Raw genomic sequence first — 19,719 nt, forward strand, 5'->3', positions numbered from 1 at the left:
GCCGCCTTTCATACGGAAGCCACACCTTTGAGGCCATCGTGGTTGATACTGACGGCAAGGAAGATTCCGCAAGGACCTCATTCTCTCGCCCCAGACCGAAAGTGGACAATCCGCCTGAGGTGGACATCTCCGCCAGCACAAGCGGCAGCACAGCCACGCTGACCGTCAGGGCTTCTGATGACACAAAACTGAGTAAATTAACCTTAACAAACTTAAAATTTAAAAAAACAGTTTCTCTAACCGTATCTGGCAAAAGCTATTATCAAAAATTCCCAGTTGACCTGAACAAACTGCCTTCAGGTGCAAACGTATTCGTAGTTGAAGCTGTTGATTCTGCGGGCCACCACAAAACGGATAAAACTTACCTGAGGGGTAGAAAGAACTGATTCGTAACTGGTGCAAAGGCATTTAAAACTGACAGCTCAAAAAAGAACACTATCGATGATGGAGAATAAAATGAAATACAGATTAATCTTACTGGCAGTAATCCTTTGCGTACTTTCCGTATCTGCGGCATCCGCTCAGGACGGGGAAGTAAACTGGACTGCAGGAGTGGTCAGCTCAGTCGGAATGGGAACAGCCACTTCTTCCGGCAATAAAGCCAAGGACAAAATCAAGGCAATTCGCGCAGGTAAAATCCTTGCTGCACGCAACTTGCTTGAAACCATCAAGGGAGTCCATATTGATGGACGTACCCTTGTGGTGGATGCGGTTTTGGAAAAAGAAGTAATCGCTTCCCGTGTCAACGGCATGATCCGGGCGGCCCGTGTTATCCGCACTGATGTCAGCATAGAAGATGACGGCTCCGTATTGGCTGAGGTTGAACTGGCTGTCTGCCTGAATGGCCGGGGCAAATGCAAAGGCATGCCCAATCTAGCTGAAGCCGTAGACTACGAAACAGCGCTAAGGTCTCCGGCTGTGCCTGAGAAAACGTATATTCCCGATACAGAATCACTGCAGTCCATTTTGGGCTCTATAGATAAGACAGAATCAGTCAAAAAGGGCCCTTCTGAAGAATTACACACTAAAGAACTCTCCGATGTAAGCGGGTTATTTGAAGACAGTAAATTATCAGAAGAGCCAGAACTGTCCGACCCAGACGAATTATCTGCTGAAAACGAAAACTCCGAGATAAACGAACTATTCGATGCTGGCGAAACAGCGAAAGAAAACATTATAAAACGAGTAACAACACCTGTTCCGGGTATGACACCGTTTGACCCTGCAAAATCAGCTACAGGACTGGTTGTTGCACTTCAGGGACACCGCTTTGAGCAAACGCTGCTTCCGGTTATAGCTGTGCGGACCAAAGATGGGAGTACCGCTGCTATATATTCCATCAAAGTCATCGACCCGGCATCTTTTCGTGACAGGGGAATGGCTAGATACGCGGCTTCTGTTAGTGAAGCCGCGCGCATGAATGAATTGGGAGACAACGTAATTCTGGCCAAAGGCCAATATGGAAATGAGCCGGGATTGATAATGTTAAATGAAAAGGATGCCTGGGCTATTTCAGAACAGGCACGCCGCGGAAGTCCTTTTCTCAAACAAGGTAATGTTGTTATCTGCATTCCCTAGGAGTAAATATGTCGCTAACCAGACGCAAATTCCTCAGCGCCGCTATCTGCGGTGGGCTGAGCTTTTTTGCCTATCCGGCTCTTGCCAAAGATTTCTTCGCTGAATTCGAGCAATCAAAAAACAACAATTTTAATGAATTCGAAAGCTTAGTTCAAGAGCGGTTTGCCGAACTGGACAGGATGACCAGAGCTGCATATGCCAATGCTCGTGACAAAATTGAACCTAAGTGGGGATATTCTGAAGCAATATTGCCTTCTGCCACACGCTGGGTTGGTTATGATGATGAATCCAATGGACGCATTATGGTGGACTACGAGCGGCAGATTGTGAGCATTGAAGCCATTGTCCCTTCAGGTACTTCAAAACGGCATGAGGCGAAATGGATTGAAGAACTTGGAACAAAGCTGCTTGATAAACGGACTAAAGAACAAAGCAGAATGGACCCGGTCCGGGAAAAGCTGCCGAGGTTTAAAGAAAACACGGAAAAATTTTCTGTAGGGCGGGAAAATCTGGCTGATGCAGGTTCACTCATTCTAAAGGAAGGGCTGTCCAAAAACCCCAGGACCATTCGACAAGCGATACGTAAACAGGGCAGAATCAGCAAACGTCCACTGGATAGTTATGAGCAATCAGCTGAAATTGTATCTGTTCAAATTCAGTTTGACCCAAAAGTAAATCGTCTTTCAAGCGAAATATTAAAAAGGCCGGTGCAAAGATATTCCAAAAAATACAGAATCCCCGCAAATTTGATTTTCGCAGTGATCGAAACCGAGTCAGCTTTCAACCCTAGAGCAATTTCTTCCGTTCCGGCATATGGCCTGATGCAACTTGTTCCCAGAAGCGGCGGAGTTGATGCCTATGAATTTGTTTTCGGCAATAAACGTGTAGTTGAAATGGAATATCTCTTTGTTCCGGAACAAAACGTACAGCTGGGGACGGCCTATCTACATCTTTTAAATTATCGTTACTTCCGAAAAATACGGGACAAGCAAACCAGACAGCACTGTACCATTGCAGGCTACAACACCGGAGCCGGCAACGTCGCCCGGGCATTGACCGGGACAACCAGTCTCAGCAAACTGGCCAAGGCTGCAAACAAACTCTCCCCGGAAGAAGTTTATGAGCAGCTGAAAACAGATTTACCTTATGATGAAACAAGACAATATCTGGTTAAAGTTTCCGATAGAATTGGGAAATATAGCTAGAGATAAGTAAATCAGCCTGTATTTATAGGCAAAATATATGATGAACTGACCAAGGTTTTTGCTGGATATAAAAGAACTTTTTCAGGTGTTGAAAATATCAACGGAAACGACGCCTATGTTCTGAAGTATGTTTTCCAGAGTGGCGTTATACCTGTGTCCGGTGAAATTTATGTTTTTTAACTCGACTTTCGGAGATATTTTTACAGTTTAACCAACATTCAACATGTTGAAATAAGGGCTGTTTTTAATTGAAGGGTCCTTACTGCCTTGATATTCTGTTGTTCTCACGCACCAGGAATAAAAAGGAGAAGGACTCGGATGCAACGTATCTCTACCAACCACGTCCTGCAAGCCTCTGAACAACAAATTCCAAGTCGAATTGACTCTTTTTTTCAGCATTTCGGGATTGGAACCCTTGCCCATAGCTGCGGAATCACGAAAACAAAGGGAGTATCCCAAACCATTCTGTTTTCCTGCATTTTTTCTTTTCCGTTTTTCAGCCTCAATCTTTACCGATGCTTTGCAACCCAGCAGAACAAGGATTTTGCTAAAGACGCAGCCTACGATTTCTTCCGTTCAAGCCGTTTCAGTTGGCGGCGTTTCTTGCTCCGTCTGGCAGCCAAAGTCTGCGCTGTATTTCAAGAACTGACCTCGGACGACCTAGAATTGGTGTTTATGATCGATGACTCCATCGTGCATCGTCCCCGTGCAAAAAAAATCGAGTTGCTGGCCTGTGTTTTTGATTACTCGGAAAGCAAATTTCTTAAATGTTTCCGGTTGTTGAGCTTATGTTGGTCTGACGGCAACAGCCTTGCTCCCCTAGATTTTGTCCTGTTGTCTTCTCACAATGAGAAGAAGCGAATTCTAGGTGTCACCAAGCAGGTTGATAGCCGAACCTGCGGAGCCAAGCGTTGCCAAGAAGCTATACGCAAATCCACAACTTTAATCGGCCCTATGCTGCGTCGAGCTTTATTTGCCGGAATTCGGGCCAAATATTTGCTCATGGACCGTTGGTTCGACATGCCTTCAATCATCGCTGATACAAGCGAATTTTTGCCTGTTATCTGCATGGTTAAACGCACCTCCAAAATACTTTACAGGTTTGGAGAGGAACGTTTGACCGTTGATGGAATCTTCCGCACAATCAAACAGCATCTGGATTTGGAAAAAGGCTGTCAGGCCAGATATTTCGATGCGCTTATCGCGCACACCACCATTGTTATGATGCGGTATCTCTTCCTCGCTTTGGAACAAAGGCGAAATGACGATCCACGCATTCCCGGTCTGCTTTTACACACCTGCTGCGAAGAAATGCGCGACTTGGATTACTTGGAGTCCCTTCAACTAATCCTGATTTTAGCTTCGGTAAATTTACTGAAAAACAAGCCTGTTGCAGAGAAGTTGAGCCAAGTTATGATGGCTGAAATCCTCAAGCAAGAATTTTATATTTACGGCTTAAACAGGTAGAAATGTCAAAGATCAAAGGGAGTTATAGAATAATCTACAACTCCGAAAGTCGAGTTTTTTAGGTAAAGAAAGATCTTATGTAATAACCTATACTTCGAAAGAAGACCGCTACAAATCCAGACAGAAGTTGTTTCGGAATGCGGTCTTAGTTTTGAAATGATTGAAGATTAAATTGCGCACTTTGGAAACTAAGCAGGGGAAATTCATGGCAGAACAAGGTAGTGAACTCATAGAAAAATATGGAGCAGATTTGCTGCTTTTTACCGACAGCAGGATATTGAATGGTATTATCTGGAATTATCCCGCTTATTCGGATGAAGAGTGGGCGTTAATTTTAAAGTCCGTTTCAACAGCTGCGCGTACACGGGTTCTGGATCATCTGCCGCAGGCCAGAAGAGAGAGCGTCTCTGCTCTGAGTAAGTCAATACCTCTACCTTCACATGAGCAGTTGGCCGTTCTGATTGCCGATTTTTTAAGGTGCTATAGTTTTAGTTCTTGTCTTTTTCCCGATAAGGACTTTGATGATTTTGAGCATTTTGATAGTCCGCCGCTGAAGCCCAAATTCCTTTGGATTGAAGAATCGTACAGCTCGTTTACTGCCGACCCTGAAGACACCATAGTTCGCTGGCTGATGATAACAAATGCCTGGCGTGAGCACGGGGGGATTGTTTTTGATTCACTCCTTGAAGCTGACATAGATATTTATACACGGGAAATACTCATGAGAGCCATGCAGACCCCAAACAGTAAAAAGTTTGAGGTCCGGGATTTGCGTGAATCCCTGCTTGGTGAAGTTAGAAATACTCTTGAAGGAATGTCGGAACTGTTCCTTGGAATATGTAAAGGTGATAGGCCGGATAAGTTTATTGCGCTACTTGCGGATAAATTTAATCTGAAGCAGTCGGAGGTGCATCCGGGGCCAATCATGCATGAAAGCATAGTGGAAGGCCCGCAAAATACAGAGTCCGTTAATTCCATGCTCGGATTGATGGATAAAGCTTTGAATGATGGAATTCTTTCCGTTGATATTGATGTTCCTAAGATCACTTCTTCTTTTTTCCGCGATGGACTTACCCATGTGACTGACGGTTTTGAACCGGAAACACTTGAGCTTTGGGCTAAGGGGCGTATCAACCTTATTTTGCAGTATGTGGGTTGGTCTTTTGACATTGTGGAAACCGGATGCCGTTGTATTTTAGGCTCGTTTTCTCCTCATATGACCAGAGTGGCGCTTCAGGCTCATGTTTTTGAGAAATTGCCCATGACCAGAGAAACAGGCCTGCTTCCACAAGAGGGAAACAATGAAAATAAGACTGAATATTCCGCAATACAAGGAGATGATGGTTCCAAGTTCTTTGTGGATCAAGGCGATGATCCTGCCACCCTCTTCGGCTGGTTTGTTTTTAAATTATCTCTGGACGAAGTGAAGTCAGGCAATCCACATGATTTTGATCAACTTTCCGTTGTTGCTGAATTGGCGTCGATGATCCCTCCTAAGCGTTGGGTTGGGATGGATTACGTGCTTTCACAGCAGCAACGCATTGATGCTTTTCACTTAGGACTTGAATTCATAGTTCAGAGTAATGAAGAGGAAATAGGCATAAGTCTTTTGAATCTGGTCCAGAATCTTCAGCCTGATTTTGACGCACTCTCTGACAATTACACCCAATACAGGGGCATGTATCAGGAATTGGCCGGACTGAAATATTGGGACGCCTTACTTTTGGAGCGAATTGAATTTGCACAACTTCTTGGTCGGCTCAGGGCAGAAGAAATTGCATCTTTTGCTTCATCTTCATGGGGCTTTTTTGCAGCAAATGTAGGAATGCCTGTGGGGGAACAGAGGGGGGCAGGCTGTTCATGGCAGCAGGCAAGTTCAAGTCTTCTTGCAGGTCTTGCAGACATGATTATCTCGAATTATGATTTTAAGGTGTCAGCATGCGAGCAAAGAGACAAAAAGAGCCCTGCTGTTAGGCTTATTGATACTCTGGTCAAAAAATATGCGGATACTTTTGTCTATGGTTCCGCTCCTGTGCATAAGAGCCTCTCCGAGAAGGTAGTTGCGGGATTGTACGTGATGGATGCGCTGGAGAGGGTCTCGGTGTTCAGCAGGCTTCATGAGAATATAATCCTTCATGTCCTGCTGGAGCTTGAGCCGTATACAGATGATTTTGACCTGATCTGTTCTCTGCTTCCACATTTGAATCAGGAGAAGCGCGAGTCGCTTCAAACTGTTATTATTGATTCCGATTGTAAAATAGCTGTGACTTTAACCAGAGTTTTAAGTTTCGGTTTTGATCAGATGATTGAATTGTCGGATTACCAGATTCGTGAACTGCTGAAATATGTTTCCAATGTTGATTTATGTTTGGCCCTTGCGGATGCTTCCGAGGAGTTGATAGAACTTTTTATGTCCAACATGTCGGAAAGGGCAGGGGATATGATCAGGGAAGATATGGAAATGCAGGGTTGCAGCCTTAATCAGGAACAGGTGTTTAAGGCGAAGTATAATCTGGTAAAAGTTGTGCTGGAGTATGGTCTACTTTCATCGGAACAAGATTGCGGCCAGGATAGCAATGAGAGCATCGTGCAGCGGATTGTTGCTGTGGCCAGTGATTTTGATGATGACGACCTGTTCAGTGACCCGGACGACATCTTTAGCGAAAATTAGGACCAGTTGAGCTTTGTATTTATGTTTTGATTCTGGAGGTTGATCGTGAGCCTTGTGAGAATATTGTGTTTTGTGCTGTTAATGTTGCTTGCAGCGTGTGCCTCCCATCCGCTTGATATGTCGGATGATGAATGGGGTGCGCTCACTCTGCAACAAAAGCTTGAAGCACGTGAAAAGCAGGCTGAACTTGATTTAAAGGCCAGAGAACTGGCTGTAGAGCAGGAAAAACGAAGAAATGAGGAACGAAGAATTGCCAGAGTCAAAGAGCGTGAAGCAGATATTGCCAATGGTCTGATCGTTGAGTTCTATCCTGCTAAGGCTGCCTGTATTGGCGGCGATAAGTGCCGTCCTAGGGATGTCAATGAAATCATAATCCCTTTGCATGGGTTGTGTGCCATAGACGTTGTCCATATTTATGCCGATGACCGTGTGGGAAATCGGCATGATGGGGTGCTTGAAGTTATGGCTGACCATTACCGTTTGGAGCGTGTCGACATCTCCAAGCGTAGCAAATGGTATCAGGTCTTTGCCGGGCGCAGGGCCCGTAATGTGGTTTTGAAGACGGTAACTGATGATGAAGTGCAGGTTTACTGGGTCAAGGTGTTTGGTTCGCGGATTGATTCGGGCCAGATTGAATACCGGGTTATTGAAAGGTAGAGATAGGTCGTTTTAATGCTGAGTTATTTTTATATCCTTCACCGCCATCTCAAAAACATAACTCCGGTGGTTGTGGGTGTTTATACTTTTATCCTTTTTCTGGGAGCGTTTTTCACTTTTCCTTTTTCTACTTCGCCATCAGATCTCATGGGGGTCTTTTTTTTAGGGGGGGGCGGAGCTTTAATCTTGGAAACATTGTCTTTGTTGGGCCTGATCCCTGCTTACGGCTGTGCCCCGTTTAGCGAGGGACTTATAAAGTTCGGGCTGGGGGCATTTTTTGTATGGGTTGCCTTTGATATGAGTCTTGCCGGTCAGGGAACCGCTACCATTGCTGTTATCTTTTATGTATTGACTGCTGGATTCTACGCACTCACTTTCCGTAAGCACAAATGGTATAGTGTTGTTGCAACCGGTCCGCTCGGTTCATTTGATACTTTCATGGAAAAAATGGAATCTTCCGGGGCAGAACAATTCAAATATCTCGATAATACGAAAGAAGGCCGCCACTATACTCTCAATAAATTTTTGGTAAATTTTAATGCTATTGAAACAGATCGCTGTACTTATACTGTGAGCAATCTGATGCCGCAGAATCTGAAATGTTTGAAAAAAATATTCGGGGAGATGGAGGGTATCACATCAATATGGGAGGGCCTTGATTTTCATAGCAACTGTCGTGTTACTAACGGCAATATCCAGCGCATATTTGATGATTCAACAGAACTTGACGAAGCTTATATCTATGGCAACGGGTTATTTCTTTCTTTACGTTCGAAAAATATTCTTTCCGGGATTCATGGTTCCCTTGAAAGGGAAGTTGGGCCGGGAAGGGGGCAGCTTCACCGGATTACCGTCAGTTTTGAACCCTATCCCCAAAAGAATGATTTTTTCCTGAACCTCAATACCCATAATCCCCAGGAGCTAGTGAAACTGCGAATAGTTAATCCTGCTGATGGTGATGAGAAAATTCAATGTCCTGAATTACTGGGGGAAAATATATCCTTTTCCGTTGTCCATGAAGGCCCGCTTGATACTTTTGGAAGTCGGTTGATTTTTAAGAAACATGGCGAAGATGGACGGGAGTATTTCCTGATCTCATACTCTTATCTTGAAGGAATTATTATCAAACCGATAAGCGGAGCCGAAGCAGCAAGTCTTCCAACTGTTTCGGTGGAAAAATACCTTGATTACTGGAGCTGCTTTACTGCTTTGGATGCCGCTTCGAATGTTGAAGAAGAGGAGATTTTTGATCCCAATATTTTTATGGCACCGCGAGGAAACTTTATTCTTTTGGGCTATGATGAAAGTATTGATGAGCACCGTCATGCTGGAATTTTCCCGTCAGAAGGAAAAACCATTACCGAAGCTTTGAGGATAACAAAAAAATCTGATCCAGATAATTTAGTTTATCAAGTGTATGATGAAAATGGGGACTGTCTTTTTGCTACGAACCAGAAAGCTCCTGTGAAGAGAGAGCATTTTGTGGCAAAGATGATGCGCTATAGTGGGCCCTTTTGGCATGAGTTTTTTGATGACGGCTATTGGAAGCTGCTTGTTGGAAGCTATACGTTGGCCTGGGTGGCATTAATTCCTTTGTTTGTCCCTTTTATGCAGGAGAACGGCCTGATCTTTCTGGCCTATGGTTTAATCCCTATAGCACTGGCCGGTATCCACCTGAGACTTTGGGGTGATCTTTCACTCTATGCCACAAGCAGAGGTGGAAAGCTTAGCTGCGTTCTAGTGGGCATTTTTGGAACAATTGCCTTTACGTGTCTCTTGGCAATTTTGGTTGCTTTTCGGGTTAAATTACTCTGGTGTTTGGGCTAGCAGTACTTTTTATAATTAAGAATTTTTGACGCTAAACGATCAGCCAACATTTTGTTGGAATCTTTCAATTGTTCATGGATCAATTTTGCTTCTTCACGGTATTTGGCGCATTTTTCCTTTGTCCAGTAGGATGGCGGCGGCTGAAGATTTACAACCCGGTCTGCAAGTTTGACCAGTTGTGCTTCATGGGGGAGTTTCTTCAAGCGTTCGAGGCTGTCGGACATTTGGGCTTTCTTGTCAGGGAGGGATTTGTCTTTGGTTAATCCTGTTACCCCATCTGCAACCCCCTTTCCGAACAGCTCTTCTAATTTTTCATAGGTTGTCTCTGTATCTTCAATGGTGTCGTGAAGCAAAGCGCAACAGACCGCCAGATCGCAATCCATGTCTGACGGGCTGACAGCCAATGCAGACATTACTTCCATGGCAACAGCACCGACATGCAAGATGTATGGTTTTTCTGTTCCGGGTACACATTGCCCAAGGTGCTTTTGCGCTGCAAAGTTCCAAGCTTTCATATATGTGTCTTGCGAGATGAAATTCAAATTGTTCTCCATTTGTACGGCAATGTTACATTATATAAATAATATGTTGTCTTGCCAGGTATTTGCCGAGTTCTTCAGCTAAAAAATATGATCCGATCCATAAAAAACATTTGAAGATTGCCCAAGGAGGGGTGACTATTGGCACAAAGCCTATAAGAAAAAAGCACCCCCTATTCCAAATATTCTGTCATAAAAGTCTTTTCCTATACCTATACTGTCGGGGTAATATATTGAAATAGTATTTAAAGGCTTTGATAGCTACCCAAGCCTTTTAGTTTCAAATAATTAAATTTCCTTTAAAAAATATTCACCAGTCCACTTATAGCCTTCTTCCATAAAGTCTTTAAAATGTTTTGGGTCAGTGATATTATTTTCAATAAGCCACCTGACAAAGCGACCTTTAATGTGCTTTCCCTGGTGACCTGCCGGCATCTTCTTACCTGCTTTTTTTAGAACAAATTCAACCTCAATTCCATGATCATATTTTACAGCTTTCTTGTGTGCTTGCGGTAATAAATCAATAACAAATTTGTTTTTCAATTGCTCTGAATTGGAATTCACCCATAACTTGGCAGCTTTTAATTTATCAATTTTTAAACGATAATTAGGAATCAAATCAGACGGGCTTACAAGGCCAAATAGACCTGAAACAATTAACACTTTTTTATCGAAGTCAGATTTATTTTTCAAAGTTTGATAATCAATTGCGTCATAAACTACGCCTGTATACCGTTCAATAGCAGGCATTGTTTTTGAAATTAAGACTTCCTTATTTACAGTAATAGCTTTCTCGAGAGCCGTTTTCTTAAGTCCATATAGCTTTATGGGATCAGCTTCTTTAATCGCTTCAATTAAGTCGGCAGCAATACCTGATACAGACTTTAGAGGTTTATTGTGTCCGCCGTCAGCTTTACCCTCAGATGGTGGAATTAAGATAATAGTTTTCATAAAAATTCTTACGAGTTTAATTCGTTAAAAACGTTGGAGTTTAGCAAGTAAAATAAACGAATCAGTTAATTGCAATTTATTTGTACAAAATAAAAGTTGGGGTCCTCTTCTATATTATGGGATGAAATAGAAAGATATTGTTTTTTGAGAAGGGCCTTAATTTACATATTCTTTTCCAGTGAAAAAAATCCTGGAAATCTCCCATTCTCCGCAAATCCCGGAAAATACCCAAAACGTGTTCTCTCATGGATAAAATTAATCTTATTATGTCAAACCCTGGCGAGCTGTCTTTTCGCATTGCATTCAAGAGGCAGTTGGTTCAATTTCCCCAGCTCCACCATATAAATTTCTCATAATTAAGCCTAGCTATCAAAACTGGTAGTTAGGCTTTTTCGTGCTGGTTAACCTGCGGGTAAACAAGGTCAACTCGGGGCTACCTCAAGCAAAGATGTACAGGCTCGAACGGTCAAATTTCTAACTGTTGATTATTCCTAAGTCGTAACGAAATTTTGTTGTTAATACACTAAATTTCGTTTCTTCAACGAAATAGCGTTGTTATGTTTTAGTGTCAAAAAATAAATAGTTCATTATTTCGGTGGCTTATTTGGTTTTATCTCGTAGGCACAGCTCTTGCCTTATAGCTGAATAAAATAACTTAAGCCAAAAGCCTTTGGGGTATTTTTGAGCGACAGCAATAATCGGCTTGCGTTGGTCAAAGTGCCTACCTTAGGTGAAACAGCCATCGAGGAATGCAGAAATGGGAAACGAAAAGCATACACATGAACATGATCATAGTCACGGTCACCATCATCATAGCCACGGGCACCATCATCATAACCACAACGATTTCACTGACTACAAGAATGCAGTCAAAGAATATCGTCAGTCATTTGCCAGTAAAAAGGATGTAATGGAGCAGGCCCCTGATCCGGCTGTACGGGACATGGTTAAATATATGGATGAGCAGGGTGTAGAAAACTGTTTTGATCGTTTCGACAAGCAGAAACCGCACTGCACCTTTGGGTTGGCAGGGGTCTGTTGTAAAATATGCTCCCTTGGTCCCTGTAAGATCACTGAACGTTCTCCCCGTGGAACATGCGGTGCTGATGCTGATCTTATTGTTGCCCGAAATCTGGTCAGGTCGGCTGCAGGTGGCGTTGCCGCACATGGAGCTCGTGCGCGGGAGATCATTCTCACTCTGAAAAAAGCAGCAGAAGGCGATGTTAATCTGCCTATTGAAGGTGTGAATAAGGTCAAAGCTGTTGCCGACATGTTCAATCTTGATGTTAAGAACAGCACTATCGAAGAGCTGGCTGGACAAATCGCAGACATTCTTTTGGAAGATTTAAGTAGAGCAGTCCCCGGAACTCATAAGACGCTTGATGCTGTAGCTACGTATGAAAGAAAATTAGTTTGGGAGAATCTGGATTTACTTCCTGTTGGTTCATACCATGAAGTTTTCGAAGCCCTGCATCAGACCACCGTCGGCACTCAGGGAGATTGGCGTAAAGCCATGGATCAATTCATGCGCCTTGGTGTCGCATTTTCAATGAACAGCGTTGTTGGCGGTTCTATTGCAAGCGACTGTCTTTACGGTGTGCCTCAGCGGACCACCGTCAAAGCCAATTTGGGGGCATTGAAAACAGACACAGTAAATATTGCAGTCCATGGACACGCCCCTCAGATGGCAATGGAAGTGATAAAAACAGCCCGCAGTGAGAAGTTCGTTGAAATGGCGAAAGAAGCGGGAGCAACTGGTATTCAGTTTTACGGTATTTGTTGTTCCGGATTGTCATCTCTGTACAGGCTTGGAGGAGTAATTCCCCTTTCCAACGCCAACGGATCTGAACTTGTTCTCGCAACAGGTGCTCTTGATCTTTGGATGGCTGATATTCAGGAAATATTTCCGGGTATTATGGATGTTGCAAACTGCTACAAGACTGTAGTCGTGACAACTAACGAGTCAAACCGTCTGCCCGGAGCAGAGCATATCGGTTATAAACGTGACCTTTCTGATCTGGACAAACTTCCAGAAATGGCAGAGCGCATTGTTACCCGCGCAATTGAAAGCTTTAAGAATCGTCGCGATGTAAAGAGACATATTCCCGAGCATGAGGTTGAGGCTGAAGTTGGATTTAACCTTGAAACACTCAAGGCCCGCTATGGTTCACTTTCAACAATAGCCTCGGCATTGATTGAAGGAAAGATCAAGGGAATCATCAACCTCGCAGGATGCACAAACACCAGAATCGTATTTGAAAAAGCGATCGTGGATATCGTCGATATCCTGTTGAAAAACAACGTACTGGTCTTTACCAACGGATGCGCTTCCTTTCCTATGGCCAAGTTGGGATATTGTTCCAGCAAAGGGCAGGAAAAATGCGGCGACAAGCTGCTTAGATTCCTAGGTCCTAAAATGCCTCCTGTCTGGCATTTTGGTGAATGCATAGATAATGCACACTCTGTATCTGTGTTTAGAGAAATAGCAAAGTATACCGGACGTCATTTGAAAGATCTGCCTTTTGCCGAAGTGACCCCGGAATGGTCCAATGAAAAAGGTGTGGGAGCAGCTCTCGCTTATCGCATGCTCGGTTTCAATTCCTATCACTGCGTTCATGCCCCAGTTCAAGGTTCTAAAAAAGTTGAAGAATTCCTTTATAACGGCACAAAGGAATTGCTCGGCTCGTGCATGAACGTTGATCCCGATCCTGCAAAAGTAGCCGCAATGATCCTCAGGGATTTTGACGAAGCCAGATCTAATGTGTGCTGGCGGTCATAGTCCAATTAGCAATAACGTTTGTTTGTAGCCTCGATGGCTTACGCAGCCGGCTCCGGTCTTTCCGACCACATCACCGGGGTCGGCTGTGCAACCATCCGGTTTGCTATCAAGACTAATTCGTAATGATGTCCTTGGGGTAATAGATGCATTTCAGATCAACTTCGGTACAGTTCAGATTATCCAGACCATGCCGCGAAGAATTTTCAAAAGAATTATATCGTCCGGGAGTTGTTTCTCTGACGCGTATAATCTGGGGCTCTCTTGGTGGTGGGCTACTGCTGTGGTTCATCGCTATTCTTTCCGGAAAAACAGGAATCAATGTCCTTTATCCTCCTCTTGCAGCAACATGTTTCATAAACACTACCTGTGTCTTTTTGCGTGTTGCACGTCCAAAGTCAGTAATAGTCGGACATACGGTAGCTTCAATCTGCGGATTGGCTGGAGTCTGGATAGGAAATTATATCGCCCCGGGGCCCGAATTCATAATCCCTGTGAAGCTTGGACTTTCCGTCATGCTCGCGGCTGTCTTCATGCAGATATTTGATGCCGACCACCCACCTGCAGCCGCCACTGCAGCCATACCGGCGATACTCCCACTCCCCATGCCTTGGTACTTGCTCCCACTGCACATGGCATGGGGTGCCACAATAACCGTTATCTTTGCGTTTATCTGGAATAGAATCTGGTTTGAATTTCCTGTCCGGGATAGTGATAACTGCGTCAAAAACGCAGGGCTATACATGGAAAAGGTTCAAATTGCGGGCTTAGCAATATGTATAGTCAGTTGTATGATTATGTGCTTTCAATCCATATCCCCTACAATCAGAATGTCCGGTCTCTGGGGTATGGCTGTAGGGAATATAATTCTCGGGACACATCATTTTTATAATATTACCTCAAGTTAATTAAAAGGAGGGATTGTCATTAGAAATTAATAAAGGCAGGACATGGATTAGCGGATGTTTATAATCTGAGATATACCTACCAACCTCAAAAAAATATCTCCATGTCCTGTCTCATAAGACTATGTTACTGCCATTTCTATTGTCAGTCGGAATAATTATGTTTAGAACTTCAGGCATGGCTGACGAAAAAACTTTTCACTTCAGAAATGAGAAAATTCAATCTCTTTTGCTGGAGATGGGGCAACAAAGGTCTACCGGATCTCTTTTCACTCTTATAGTAAATGGGCTGGCCCAATTCCCGAATATTTCCCTCGCTCGAATATGGCTAATCAAAAATGGCGATATCTGTCCCTCATGCCCTTTACAAGATGAGTGTCTGAATCAAAAAGAATGTCTGCACTTGGTTGCCAGCGCCGGACAGTCCGTTTTTGATTCTGCTGTAGATTGGGCACGTATAGACGGTGATCATCGACGTTTTCCTTTGGGAGCCAGAAAGGTAGGGCATATCGCTGCTACAGGAACTCCCGTCATAGTGAAATCAATATCCAAAGACTCCAAGTGGATACTCCATCAAGATTGGGCAAAGCGGGAAGGAATAAATGGATTTGCCGGTCAACCGATGGTTTACCATGGTGCAACTATGGGGGTTCTGGCTGTTTTTACCAAGAGTGAAATAGCCCAACCCGCTCTTGAGATACTGAATATTATCTCAAACCATGCTGCTGCTGCACTTGTTAACGCACGGGCTTTTGAGAAAATAGAAGAACTGAGACGACGTCTTGAGTCCGAAAACAGCTATTTGCGTGAAGAGTTGATGAGTTCAACCTCTTTCGGCGGATTCATTGGTCAAAGTGCTCCACTACAAAGAATTATCCAGCAGATAGACCTTGTAGCGTCCACAGACGCAAGCGTATTGATACTGGGCGAATCTGGAACAGGAAAAGAACTGGTCGCCCGAGAACTTCACCAGCGAAGCGCACGCCGAAGCAGTCCCATGATCAAGGTGAATTGTGCTTCCATTCCCAAAGATTTATTTTCGAGTGAATTTTTCGGCCATGTTAAAGGTGCATTCTCCGGTGCTGTCGCTAACAGGGTTGGTAAGTTCGGTGCCGCGCACAAGGGGACTCTGTTTCTTGATGAAATAGGGGAAATCCCCCTTGAGCAGCAGGCTCATCTACTTAGGATTTTGCAGGAAGGAGAGTACGAACGTGTCGGAGAGGAAAAGACTCGTAAGGTTGATGTAAGAATTATTGCCGCAACCAACAAGGATCTTAAAACCGAGATTGAAAACGGTAGATTCAGGGAAGATCTCTATTTTCGGCTTAATGTCTTTCCTATTGATGTCCCGCCGCTACGAGAGCGAAAGGAAGATATCGTGCTCTTGGCAAATCATTTCTTAAAGCAATTTCTTTTAGAAATTAAACGGCCTGTATTTCAATTTACAGATGCGCAGCTACAAAAGCTGGAACAGTATTCATGGCCCGGTAATGTTAGAGAGCTTCAAAATATAGTTGAACGTTTTGCTATCACCTCCAGCTCTGATCCAAGAAATCTAGATTTTTTTAACAGTCTGAAGTCAGAGCTGCCGTCCGTAGAACAATTCCAAACCAGCGATTCCAGTGAACAGATATTAACTGAGCATGAACTGGAGCAGATACAGAAAAAAAACATAGAAAGAGCCCTTAAATTGTGCCGGGGTAAGATTTATGGAACTGATGGCGCCGCGAAATTGTTGGGTTTAAAGCCCACAACTCTTGCCAGTCGTATAAAGAAGATGGATATTAGTTAGGTTCTAAAATATGGAGAACCGCTCACAGCCGCAAATTCCAAAAAATTACGCAATGTGTTCCCAATAGTTAAAATTAATCCAATTCTTTCAAATGTTGGAGCACTAGGGTCGTGCATGGTATAGCAAGAGGCTGTGGGGCCAGAAGTGTGCACCATCTGTTGGATCATAGGATGCATTTTTGAAGTTTTCGGTGTTATTGGGAAACGGTTAAGCTACGTCCTTACTTTGATTCTTCGCCATAATATTTAACGCAATCCTTAATTGTTTCGCAGTTTCAAGATCGTTGCGTGCATTAGCTGCCTCCAGTCCCAATCGTGCCTTCTCCTCGAAATTAATACGCGTCTGGTCGGTCTCCATGCTCATGGATTGTCCTGTTGTTGCGGATATCTTGAGCGTCATGGACATTAGCGGAAAACTTTCATCCAATGACATCCGTCCGCCTCGAACTTCTCCATTCATCCAATCTAGCAGCTCCTTTCGGGTCGCATCAGAGAAATTAATGGTGGAGGACTCATCAGCCTTGTCGGGGGTTGATTCATTTGTTGCTGTAGAATTCTTTGGTATGGCAGTTTCTTCCACCTGAGTCGCTTTAACATCTGCCGAATTTTCGGGCTGTCCCTGCAAGTTCGTCTGGTCGGCCTGAGATGATAATGTGGATGATGCACCCACAGTCATTATGAACGCATCATTATTATTTTGCCCAAAGAGTTGCTCCCCGAACTGGGCAACCGCAGCATAAGGGTTCTTCTTGTATTGCTTAGCAAATTCCGTGTGGGTATGTCCTGCCTCAACCATGCTGGACATAGCGCTAACCCTTTTGAAATCATTTTCAAGATCAGCGTTGTCTGCAAAGAGTTGTTCTATTTGTTCGGCTTGGGGATGGTTACCTGAAACCCGCACATGCCCCTCTTCATCGGACGTTAACTGTACCTCCGGGGGAGTGTTTATGCCGTTTTCAAGAAACATGGCCGTAATATCACTGTTCAGGTTCTGCCGTTTCTGTTGCAGTCCGGTTTCAATATCATCCAGAGAAACGCTTTTCCCGGGAGTGTAGGCAACGCCCATATCGGCAAAGAAGCCTGATATTAGTTTGCCAGTCTTTGATATGCTGACTTTATCCTGATTGGCAGCTGGTTGCGTCTGTTGTCTGGTGGTATATGACTTTTGTGAGTCGTAGCTGACCTGCTGCAACTGTGTGTTGGCTCTCAATGAATTGATCATACATTCCTCCAGTAAGAATTTTTTTCCTAACTGGATAGAAAAGCAAAAAATATTCCGAGGGATATGTTTTCCTGTATGGCAATAAACGTTGCCCGGTTATTAACGGTATTCAATAGGGCACGGAGTCAATTGTCCTCTGTTCTTCCGCCATAATATAAAGGACTTACAATGAAAATTGTAAGTCCTTTATATTAGGATGAATAGAAATTACGTTGTAGCACTTGCGGCTTAAGCGCCTTCAGCTAGGGTTGAACCCGGGCCGGCCAGTGGCCGGAAGGATTTTTTAGTAGCCCCGCAATGCGGACACTTCCAATCGTCAGGAATATCGGCGAAAGCTGTTCCGGGAGCGGTTCCGGTTTTAGGCTCTCCTTTATCGGGGTCGTAAATGTAACCGCAGTTGCTTACTTGGCATTGGTACATATCTTTGGGTGCAGCCATAATGTCCTCCTGCAATGATAGGGTGTTAGAAGTGTTAGTTAGCTAGTTGATGCTTTCAGAGTAGCATAAAATTAAACAAGTTGGGTATGTTTTTTAATTGATTAGTGTTTGAAGTATGGGCGCTGTCTGACTGCCATCAATTTCCGTGTACGGAACCTTTTGGGCATGATAACCGAGAATACGTCCTGAGGATCTGGGTATGTCTATATGTATGGTCCTTTTTTATCGATTTTATAATTAAAAATAAAAAAGCTTTACTTCTTGCTGAGAATGGTTGATTACTTACCAACTCAGCGTGACTGGACGCACGATTACTTCTTAGCCCCACTTGGGTAACATACGTTCCACGTAAGCTTTAGATTTACTCTCCCCGTACCAGAGCCTTCCAAATATTACCCGGTAAATCCGGGCTCGACCGTTGTCACGTTTCGTCGTATTTCTTACTTTTTTCCAAGGCTTTTATGACCTTTACAGATTTTTCGTTTGACCGTCGCATCAACGCCGGCGTCAAACTCTGCGGCTATGACACTCCCACACCCATTCAACGCAAAGCCATACCGCTGGTTCAGAGTGGGCATGATGTGATGGGATTGGCACAGACGGGCACAGGCAAGACTGCCGCGTTCGCTCTGCCTATTATGCAAAAGCTCCTTACCAGTACTTCCTCTAATAGAGGCCCGCGTGTACTGGTACTGGCCCCTACGCGTGAGTTGGCTATTCAGATTGATGAGAGTTTCAGAGCTCTTGCCCGCCAAACAGACATCACCAGTAGTATCGTTATCGGCGGCGTTGGCATGCGGCCGCAAATCAAGGCATTCAGCACTTCTAATATCATCGTTGCCTGTCCGGGACGGCTGGTCAGACTCATGGCAAGTGGGGACGTTGATCTTAAAGATGTAGATACACTTGTGCTGGATGAAGCGGATAGAATGCTTGATATGGGTTTTCTGCCTGACATCAAGCGGGTTATCGCTAAACTTCCGGTAAAGAGGCAGAATCTGCTTTTTTCCGCGACCATGCCTAAATCCATCCTGGCTTTGACGAAGCGCATCCTTGTGAATCCCAAAACTGTTCAGATTAATGCAACTTCTCCTGTCTCTAGCGTAGAGCATGTCTTCTACAAGACGCAGAATGCCAGAAAGAGCGCATTGCTGGATGAAATCATTACAAGATCAGAGCATAAGAGCATGCTGATTTTTACCCGTACCAAGCACAAAGCCAAAAATCTTTCTCGAAAGCTTGGCGATAGCGGGTATAACACCACAGTCCTGCAGGGAAATATGAGTCAAGGACAGCGTGAAAGAGCATTAAAAGGCTTTCGCGATGGTCGTTACTCGATTCTGGTCGCGACTGATATCGTTGCTCGCGGTATTGATTGTGATCGTATCACCCACGTCGTAAATTACGATATGCCTGACTCTGTCGAAACTTACACGCACCGAATTGGCAGGACTGGCAGGGCAGGGCGCTCCGGCCATGCAATAAGCCTGGTTACATCGGAAGACGCATCTCAACTTCGTGACATTCAAAGGGTAATGGATGTGTCGATTGAACAAGATGCCCATTCTGCTCATGGAACAAGCAGAGACAAAAGTGCAAAACCAATAAAGTTATCTTCACATTCACCTGTGAGGACAACTGGAAGACGGCGCAAACGCAAGCCTTTACGCGCTTAGCGATCTGCTGCCTGAT

At 44.2% G+C, this 19,719-nt stretch carries 14 protein-coding genes; 10 read left to right on the forward strand and 4 right to left on the reverse strand.

Translation table 11 applies throughout. The annotated features are described in order from the left end of the window. The first annotated feature begins 456 nt into the window (after nt 1-456). From ACKU35_RS10330 to ACKU35_RS10355, 6 genes are all read left to right on the forward strand, one after another. Nucleotides 457-1,578, forward strand: a complete 1,122-nt coding sequence (locus ACKU35_RS10330) for a hypothetical protein (RefSeq protein ID WP_319759140.1) — start codon at nt 457-459, stop codon at nt 1,576-1,578. Nucleotides 1,579-1,586: 8 nt separating this feature from the next. Beyond that, on the forward strand, nt 1,587-2,783 hold the full coding sequence (locus tag ACKU35_RS10335) for a murein transglycosylase domain-containing protein (protein ID WP_319759141.1): 1,197 nt from the start codon (nt 1,587-1,589) through the stop codon (nt 2,781-2,783). 318 nt (nt 2,784-3,101) lie between these two features. After that, nucleotides 3,102-4,250, forward strand: coding sequence for a transposase (locus tag ACKU35_RS10340; protein WP_319759142.1), 1,149 nt, complete (start codon nt 3,102-3,104; stop codon nt 4,248-4,250). Nucleotides 4,251-4,455: 205 nt separating this feature from the next. After that, nucleotides 4,456-6,921 carry a FliG C-terminal domain-containing protein gene (locus ACKU35_RS10345; protein ID WP_319759143.1) on the forward strand — a complete coding sequence of 822 codons (2,466 nt, stop codon included), beginning with the start codon at nt 4,456-4,458 and terminating at the stop codon, nt 6,919-6,921. A gap of 45 nt (nt 6,922-6,966) precedes the next feature. Next, a complete protein-coding gene (locus tag ACKU35_RS10350; protein ID WP_319759144.1) occupies nt 6,967-7,578 on the forward strand; it encodes a hypothetical protein in 612 nt (203 codons plus the stop codon). Between the two features lie 15 nt (nt 7,579-7,593). Next, nucleotides 7,594-9,405, forward strand: coding sequence for a hypothetical protein (locus tag ACKU35_RS10355; protein ID WP_319759145.1), 1,812 nt, complete (start codon nt 7,594-7,596; stop codon nt 9,403-9,405). Here ACKU35_RS10355 and ACKU35_RS10360 read toward each other — a convergent pair. Both ACKU35_RS10360 and ACKU35_RS10365 read right to left on the reverse strand, forming a co-directional pair. Next, a complete protein-coding gene (locus ACKU35_RS10360) occupies nt 9,402-9,947 on the reverse strand; it encodes an HD domain-containing protein (RefSeq protein ID WP_319759146.1) in 546 nt (181 codons plus the stop codon). The genes ACKU35_RS10355 and ACKU35_RS10360 overlap by 4 nt on opposite strands. Before the next feature lie 285 nt (nt 9,948-10,232). Then, nucleotides 10,233-10,895, reverse strand: a complete 663-nt coding sequence (locus ACKU35_RS10365) for a peroxide stress protein YaaA (protein ID WP_319759147.1) — start codon at nt 10,893-10,895, stop codon at nt 10,233-10,235. A gap of 757 nt (nt 10,896-11,652) precedes the next feature. On the opposite strand from ACKU35_RS10365, the gene ACKU35_RS10370 reads away from it, so the two are divergent. From ACKU35_RS10370 to ACKU35_RS10380, 3 genes are all read left to right on the forward strand, one after another. After that, on the forward strand, nt 11,653-13,674 hold the full coding sequence (locus tag ACKU35_RS10370; RefSeq protein WP_319759148.1) for a hypothetical protein: 2,022 nt from the start codon (nt 11,653-11,655) through the stop codon (nt 13,672-13,674). 143 nt (nt 13,675-13,817) lie between these two features. After that, nucleotides 13,818-14,579 carry an HPP family protein gene (locus ACKU35_RS10375; protein WP_319759149.1) on the forward strand — a complete coding sequence of 254 codons (762 nt, stop codon included), beginning with the start codon at nt 13,818-13,820 and terminating at the stop codon, nt 14,577-14,579. Between the two features lie 157 nt (nt 14,580-14,736). Further along, nucleotides 14,737-16,368, forward strand: a complete 1,632-nt coding sequence (locus ACKU35_RS10380) for a sigma 54-interacting transcriptional regulator (protein ID WP_319759150.1) — start codon at nt 14,737-14,739, stop codon at nt 16,366-16,368. 207 nt (nt 16,369-16,575) lie between these two features. Here ACKU35_RS10380 and ACKU35_RS10385 read toward each other — a convergent pair whose 3' ends face one another. After that, complete coding sequence (locus ACKU35_RS10385; protein ID WP_319759151.1) at nt 16,576-17,589, reverse strand: hypothetical protein; 1,014 nt, start codon at nt 17,587-17,589, stop codon at nt 16,576-16,578. A 228-nt stretch (nt 17,590-17,817) separates the two neighbouring features. Beyond that, nucleotides 17,818-18,027, reverse strand: coding sequence for a rubredoxin (locus ACKU35_RS10390; RefSeq protein ID WP_319759152.1), 210 nt, complete (start codon nt 18,025-18,027; stop codon nt 17,818-17,820). Nucleotides 18,028-18,488: 461 nt separating this feature from the next. Between ACKU35_RS10390 and ACKU35_RS10395 the strand changes: the two genes are divergently transcribed. After that, the gene (locus tag ACKU35_RS10395; RefSeq protein ID WP_319759153.1) at nt 18,489-19,703 is read left to right on the forward strand and encodes a DEAD/DEAH box helicase; all 1,215 of its coding nucleotides are present in this window, start codon (nt 18,489-18,491) and stop codon (nt 19,701-19,703) included. Nucleotides 19,704-19,719 lie beyond the last annotated feature (16 nt).

The organism is Maridesulfovibrio sp. (genome assembly GCF_963676065.1).
Classification (GTDB): domain Bacteria; phylum Desulfobacterota; class Desulfovibrionia; order Desulfovibrionales; family Desulfovibrionaceae; genus Maridesulfovibrio.

Excerpts from the sequence above, each read along its gene's own strand:
- ACKU35_RS10330 (WP_319759140.1), top strand. The coding sequence starts at position 457 with ATGAAATACAGATTAATCTTACTGGCAGTAATCCTTTGCGTACTTTCC.
- ACKU35_RS10335 (WP_319759141.1), top strand. The coding sequence starts at position 1,587 with ATGTCGCTAACCAGACGCAAATTCCTCAGCGCCGCTATCTGCGGTGGG.
- ACKU35_RS10340 (WP_319759142.1), top strand. The coding sequence starts at position 3,102 with ATGCAACGTATCTCTACCAACCACGTCCTGCAAGCCTCTGAACAACAA.
- ACKU35_RS10345 (WP_319759143.1), top strand. The coding sequence starts at position 4,456 with ATGGCAGAACAAGGTAGTGAACTCATAGAAAAATATGGAGCAGATTTG.
- ACKU35_RS10355 (WP_319759145.1), top strand. The coding sequence starts at position 7,594 with ATGCTGAGTTATTTTTATATCCTTCACCGCCATCTCAAAAACATAACT.
- ACKU35_RS10365 (WP_319759147.1), bottom strand. The coding sequence starts at position 10,895 with ATGAAAACTATTATCTTAATTCCACCATCTGAGGGTAAAGCTGACGGC.
- ACKU35_RS10370 (WP_319759148.1), top strand. The coding sequence starts at position 11,653 with ATGGGAAACGAAAAGCATACACATGAACATGATCATAGTCACGGTCAC.
- ACKU35_RS10375 (WP_319759149.1), top strand. The coding sequence starts at position 13,818 with ATGCATTTCAGATCAACTTCGGTACAGTTCAGATTATCCAGACCATGC.
- ACKU35_RS10380 (WP_319759150.1), top strand. The coding sequence starts at position 14,737 with ATGTTTAGAACTTCAGGCATGGCTGACGAAAAAACTTTTCACTTCAGA.
- ACKU35_RS10385 (WP_319759151.1), bottom strand. The coding sequence starts at position 17,589 with ATGATCAATTCATTGAGAGCCAACACACAGTTGCAGCAGGTCAGCTAC.
- ACKU35_RS10390 (WP_319759152.1), bottom strand. The coding sequence starts at position 18,027 with ATGGCTGCACCCAAAGATATGTACCAATGCCAAGTAAGCAACTGCGGT.
- ACKU35_RS10395 (WP_319759153.1), top strand. The coding sequence starts at position 18,489 with ATGACCTTTACAGATTTTTCGTTTGACCGTCGCATCAACGCCGGCGTC.